General features: G+C 53.0%; 5 protein-coding genes and 1 pseudogene. All 6 read right to left on the bottom strand.

From position 1 onward, the window contains the following. Nucleotides 1-102: 102 nt before the first annotated feature. A complete protein-coding gene (locus JCM12539_RS12200; RefSeq protein WP_054651796.1) occupies nucleotides 103-1,719 on the bottom strand; it encodes a glycosyltransferase in 1,617 nt (538 codons plus the stop codon). Then, nucleotides 1,719-3,287 (bottom strand): glycosyltransferase, encoded by a 1,569-nt coding sequence (locus tag JCM12539_RS12195; protein WP_054651794.1) that lies wholly within the window; start codon nucleotides 3,285-3,287, stop codon nucleotides 1,719-1,721. The genes JCM12539_RS12200 and JCM12539_RS12195 overlap by 1 nt, the downstream gene beginning before the upstream one ends. Nucleotides 3,288-3,494: 207 nt before the next feature. Continuing rightward, nucleotides 3,495-3,614, bottom strand: a pseudogene (locus JCM12539_RS15385) (LPXTG cell wall anchor domain-containing protein); the annotation flags it as partial. Between the two features lie 62 nt (nucleotides 3,615-3,676). Then, a complete protein-coding gene (locus JCM12539_RS12190) occupies nucleotides 3,677-4,231 on the bottom strand; it encodes an Ig-like domain-containing protein (RefSeq protein ID WP_054651792.1) in 555 nt (184 codons plus the stop codon). Between the two features lie 10 nt (nucleotides 4,232-4,241). Next, entirely contained in the window at nucleotides 4,242-5,087 is an 846-nt protein-coding gene (locus JCM12539_RS12185) for an Ig-like domain-containing protein (RefSeq protein ID WP_054651790.1), read from the bottom strand. Between the two features lie 32 nt (nucleotides 5,088-5,119). After that, on the bottom strand, nucleotides 5,120-5,473 hold a 354-nt coding region (locus JCM12539_RS13465), incomplete at its 5' end, for an Ig-like domain-containing protein (RefSeq protein ID WP_225350384.1).

The following is a 5,473-nucleotide window of genomic DNA, read 5'->3' as shown; positions in this document are numbered from 1 at the left end:
GGCCAGCCACTAGTAGCGGTCACCGTGGAGCGGTCCACAAAGTCGCAGCACCCCACGGCATCCCCAACAGCCAGAACCGCCACCGCCACCCCACCGCACACACTACACGTCAAAGTTCACGGGGTGTGCCTGAAGCTGGCCCTTAATGGGGTCAACATTCTTCCTATTAAATTGCCCACGTTCCCCATCGTGCCTAATCACAGCATCCTGCCACCTCTGCCATACAGCCGTGTCGGAAAAATCCTCCGCCCGGCCGTACGCCCCGTCACTCAACGTTTGTAACAGCTCCGGGTCCCGCATCACGTCCAGAATGTGCTGCGTGAGTGCAGGCCGGTCCCCGTAACGTACCATGTACCCGCTCTGACCATCACGAATCACGTGCGCCGGGCCGTAGTAACTATCGTACGACAACTGCGGCACCCCGAACGAAGCGGCCTCCAGCAGTGCCAACACAAAGCCTTCGTGTTCGCTTGTCATCAGCAGCAGCTGCGCGCTCTGGTACACTGCGGCCATATCACGGGTGTAGCCATTAAAGATCACGCACCCCGCTAGTTGCTTTTCCTGCACCAGCGCCCGTAACTTGTTCTCCTCCTGGAAGCCGTCCTCACTATCGCCGTAACCGTAAATATTGAGCGTCAGCCAATCCAGCTGCTCATGCGCAGCGGCGAACGCCAGAATAGCTTCAGATAGATTTTTCTGCTTTGACAGCCGGGCCACAATGATGATGTTGCCCTTAATTCGACGCGCGTCCGTCATCAGCACATGCGAGTTTTGCAGCTGGGCCCCCGGCACGTAACCCACGGGGATATCCACAATCGGCACGTCCGTCTTGAGCCTGCGCCGCATATCGTCGGCCTGCTGCGCGGTGGGCGTAATAATCATGTCGGTAGCCGCCAACCGGTTAGTTTCCGCAATCGACGGATACGTGAGCGCGGAGTTCATCGGGTCGCGCGGATCGGCAAAGTGGATGTTGTGAAAATGCTCGATTTTACGGGCTGGCGTCGTCATTTCAATCATCGGCTGGTTGGTGATGTTACTACGGTCAGAGATAAACGTGTTGTGCCCGCCGTTATCCATATTGATTAGATCCAAAAATACCGTCATGGCCTGCCCCAAATTAAACACCGCCCAGGACCGCCCGTCCGCGAGTTGAATACGGTGGTTGACCGACACTACTGCGTTATTACGACTGCGATAACTAGTCTCAAAGCCGACCCGTCCCGTGGATGAGTAATACTGTTCCAGCGTCAGCAGGGCCGCCTGCGGATCATCCGTCGTGGCGTAGAACTCGCTCTTGGCCCGGAAACCCCGACTATCAAAGCGGTCCCGGCGGACCAGCTGTTGGTCACCGTCAAAATGTTCGACTTTGGTGATGTTGCCCTGGTTGGTATACACCCGCTGCGTTTCCCAATTTCCCTGGTAAAAATGTACCGTGGACCCATCCCCCACACGCTTCCACGGGGAATCACGGTAAACTTCATCAACGGTCAAAGCGCGTGGGGTCACGCCGATATTGTCGCAAAAGTAGTCAATCATGTTGATACAGTCGTCCGGATCGACGTGATTAGCAATTAAATTATCCGTGGCGTCTAACTGGTATACCTGCGTCAAAATTTTGGCATCAACGCCGTGCTGCTTGAAGAGCCGCAACCGGGCGTACTCTGCATGTTCAATTCCTGATGCTAAGTAAAATGAAGTATTGTTCAAAAAGAAGTACATTACTGGTCAGCCCCTTTACCCGCTACTGGTAACACTTTGCCTTGCCATTGACGCCACACATTGCCCGCCGAAAACTTCGTGGATGCAGCGTATGCTCCCCGACTGAATTCGGCCAGGCGTTGTGGATTACTGAGCAACTGGATCATCCGGGCAGCCATCTGCTTGAAGTCATCTGGTGGTACCAGGAATCCGCTACGACCATCCTCAACAATCTCGGCCGGGCCGTAGTTGATGTCATAGGAAACCACCGGTACCCCGTGCGACTCGGCCTCCAACAACGCTAAGGCAAAACCCTCCAGCTTACTGGTTAGCAAACTGAGCTGTGCACCATCGTAAACGGCATTCATGTTGTTGGTGTGGCCCTTAAACGTGACGACGTCGTCCAAGTCCATATCCGCCACCAGTTGGTGTAACTGCTTTTGTTCCTGGTGCTGATCCCGGTCGTCACCATAACCGTAAATATCCATTGTCAGCCAATCCAGTTGTTCGTGCGCAATGGCAAAGGCGCGGATGGCATCGGACACATTTTTCTCCCAATAAAGGCGAGCGACCACCACGACTTTGCCCCGGATTCTACCTGGAGCGTCGATTGGTATCGGTGTTTGGGCCAGCAAAGTTGCCGGGACAATGCCCACCGGTACGCCCACCACCGGAATCTGCGTGTGCAGTCGGGCTTGCAGATCCGTGGCCTGCCTCCTGGTGGACGTAATGATCAGGTCCAGGCGACTCAACTGGTCCGTCTGGGCAAGTTCCTTAAACGTCAACCCACCATGCACGGGGTCAGTATACGGACTGTAATGCAAACTGTGCACATACAAAATTTTGGCAGCGTGCACCCGTGCAAAAATCATCGCGTGTGCAATATCATCCTGCCGGTCGGCGATGAAGGCTACGGGTTCCTGCGTCTCGCTCGCAATCATTTCAAAGAAACGGCGAAACAGCTGCTCTACGTTCTGCAAATATATTGGCGGGCGATTCTTCAGCGTTAACTGCATTCCGTTTCTGCGCCCGCTGCCATTCACGTCCTGTACGTAATGGTTCTCCAGAAACACCCGACCGTCGACGGTATAAAACTGCTCCACCACGACCCAGAAAACGACTTGGTTATCGGCGTGCGCAAAGTACTGACTCATCGACCGGTAGCCACGCGTATCGTAATAATCGGTGCGAATGCGGAGCGCGTTATCATCAAAGAAGTCGACACGATCCACCCCACCTAGGTCATCCGTAAACAGGTGGATGTCCGCGACCCTCTTTTGTTCAATGAACACGCCAACCTGAGCGCCATGCTCTTCCAGCCGGTACAGCGGCGGGCGGAACCCCAGGTCTTCAACCGTGACGCGGGACTCCGGCAACTCCCCGCTTTCGGCAAAGTAATCATACATATTGATAAATTCGTCACTGTCAATGTTCCAGTAACGCCTTTGATTGACGATGCGCGTTGAATAATTGATGCTGACAATTTTAGCGTGCTCGCGATTTGCTTTGAACAGCTGTTGTCGTTTCAACACTGCGTGCTCAATACCGGAAGCAAATTGATTGAAATTATCATCCAGAAAATAGTACATTTTAGATTCCTCTATCCGTTAAAGTTGCCCAACTACCGCACTTACGGCACACAACGACGGTTACCCGTCGTCGTTAAAGCTCACCTTTGTCGCCATTATCTCCCCCCCTTTGACCAAAAAGGACGCACCCCATATCACAGAGTGCGTCCAGTTGATAAACCGTCAGTATTTACAACCGTTCAGGATTGTGCCAACCGTTCATCGATATTAGTCTTCACGACGCCGACGACGCATGCCTTCAGCACCAAGCAGACCAACCAGACCAATTGCAATGGTCCCGGCTACTGCAAGGTAAGCACCTTCATCATCACCAGTTGCAGGCAGGCTGTTACCACTAGCAGAACTAGTGGAACCGTTGGTACCTGCGCCAAGACCAGTCTTAGTGGCGGTTAAGCGTTAGAACCAGTGCTTGGCAGGTTGTTGCCAGTGGTGGAACCATTGGTACCAGTAGTAGTGCCAGAGCCATTAGACCCGGTGCTAGAGCCGTTACCGTTGGTACCAGTGCTTGAACCGTTACCGGAAGTACCGTTACCACTGCCATTAGTACCAGTAGTAGAGCCGTTGCCATTGGAACCAGTGCCGTTAGTACCAGTACCATTGGAGCCGTTACCGTTAGTACCGTTAGAGCTGGTAGTGTTTGGCACCGTCACGGTGGTCGTCTTGCTTGGCACACCATCAGTTGTCAGAGTGACACCAACGGAGTCGCCTGGCTTAAGGATGCCGGACGGGATAGTAATGTGGAACTTACCATCGTCACCAACAGTACCAGTAGCAATCGTGTTGCCCTTACCATCGGTGATAGTAACCGTGGAACCTGGCTTACCTTCACCGGTAATGTCAACACTACCATCAGGGTTAGTCGTGACGGTAACGTTGGTAGCACCTTGTGCAGGAACCGTGACGGTCACCGTCTTGCTTGGTACACCATCAGTCGTTACGGTCACACCAACAGTATCACCTGGCTTGAGCGTGCCAGCTGATGGTAATGTGGAACTTACCATCGTCACCAACAGTACCAGTGCCAATTGTGTGGCCATTGCCATCAGTAATAGTAACCGTGGAGCCTGGCTTGCCTTCACCGGTAATGTCTACACTACCGTCAGGGTTAGTCGTAACGTCAACGTTAGAAGCACCCTGAGAAGGAACTGTAATCGTGACCGGAGCACTGTCCGTACCGTTAGTGTTCTGGGTAACGTTCAGCTTGTCGCCAGGCTTGATCTTACCGTCGTCGATAGTGATTGTGAACTTACCGTCGTCACCAACAGTACCAGTGGCAATCGTGTTGCCGTTGCCGTCAGTAACCTTAATGGTGGAACCAGGAGTCCCGGTACCAGTGATAGTAGTCTTGGTACCATCATTAGTAACATCAACGTTGCCAGGAGTAGTTGATGGCACGGTAATTTGTACAGGTGCACCATCAACACCATTAGTAGTCTGGGTAACGTTCAGCTTGTCACCAGGCTTAACGTTACCATCATCAACAGTGGCAGTGAACTTGCCGTCAGTACCAACAGTCGTAGTACCAACCGTCTTGCCGTTACCATCAGTAATGGTAATGGTGGAACCTGGAGTACCCGTACCAGTAATGGTCGTAGTCTTACCATCATTTGTTACCTGGACGTCCTTAGCCGTCTGGGCAGGAATGATAATCCCAACTGGGTTGCTGAGGCCACCATCAGTAGCCTGTACAAGGACGACTTTGTCACCAGCATCGCTGTAGTCGAGTGGCAACGTGATGTCAAACTTGCCGTCATCGCCAACCTTACCAGTTACGATCGAGTCGCCATCTGGTGTGACCACGTAAATGGTGGACCCTGGTACACCGTTCCCAGTTATGTGCGCGTGACCATCAGTGCCAAAGTTGACGCCAATGTTAGTTGGCTGGTCAGCAGGAATGGTGATTGTTGCTGCTGACTGGTCTTGCCGTCCTTCGCCTGAATTACGGAAACCTTGTCGCCCGCCTTAGCTGAGCCAGCAGGAATCGTCACGGTGAAGGAACCATCAGTACCAACAGTGCCTTCACCAATCTTGGTTCCGGCTGGGTTGTTAATGGTGACGGTTGCACCTGGCGTACCCTTACCGGTGATTGTGTAAGAACCATTATCGTTCTTAGTAGTGTTCAGGTCGGTAGGCGCGATCAAAGTGTCGGTGTTACCACTAGGGTTCGAAGTGTTACCGCTTGGGTT

This window comes from Lacticaseibacillus pantheris DSM 15945 = JCM 12539 = NBRC 106106, assembly GCF_001311175.1.
GTDB lineage: Bacteria > Bacillota > Bacilli > Lactobacillales > Lactobacillaceae > Lacticaseibacillus > Lacticaseibacillus pantheris.
Note: the sequence above shows the minus strand (reverse complement) of the source record. Positions and strands in the feature narration are given on the sequence as shown.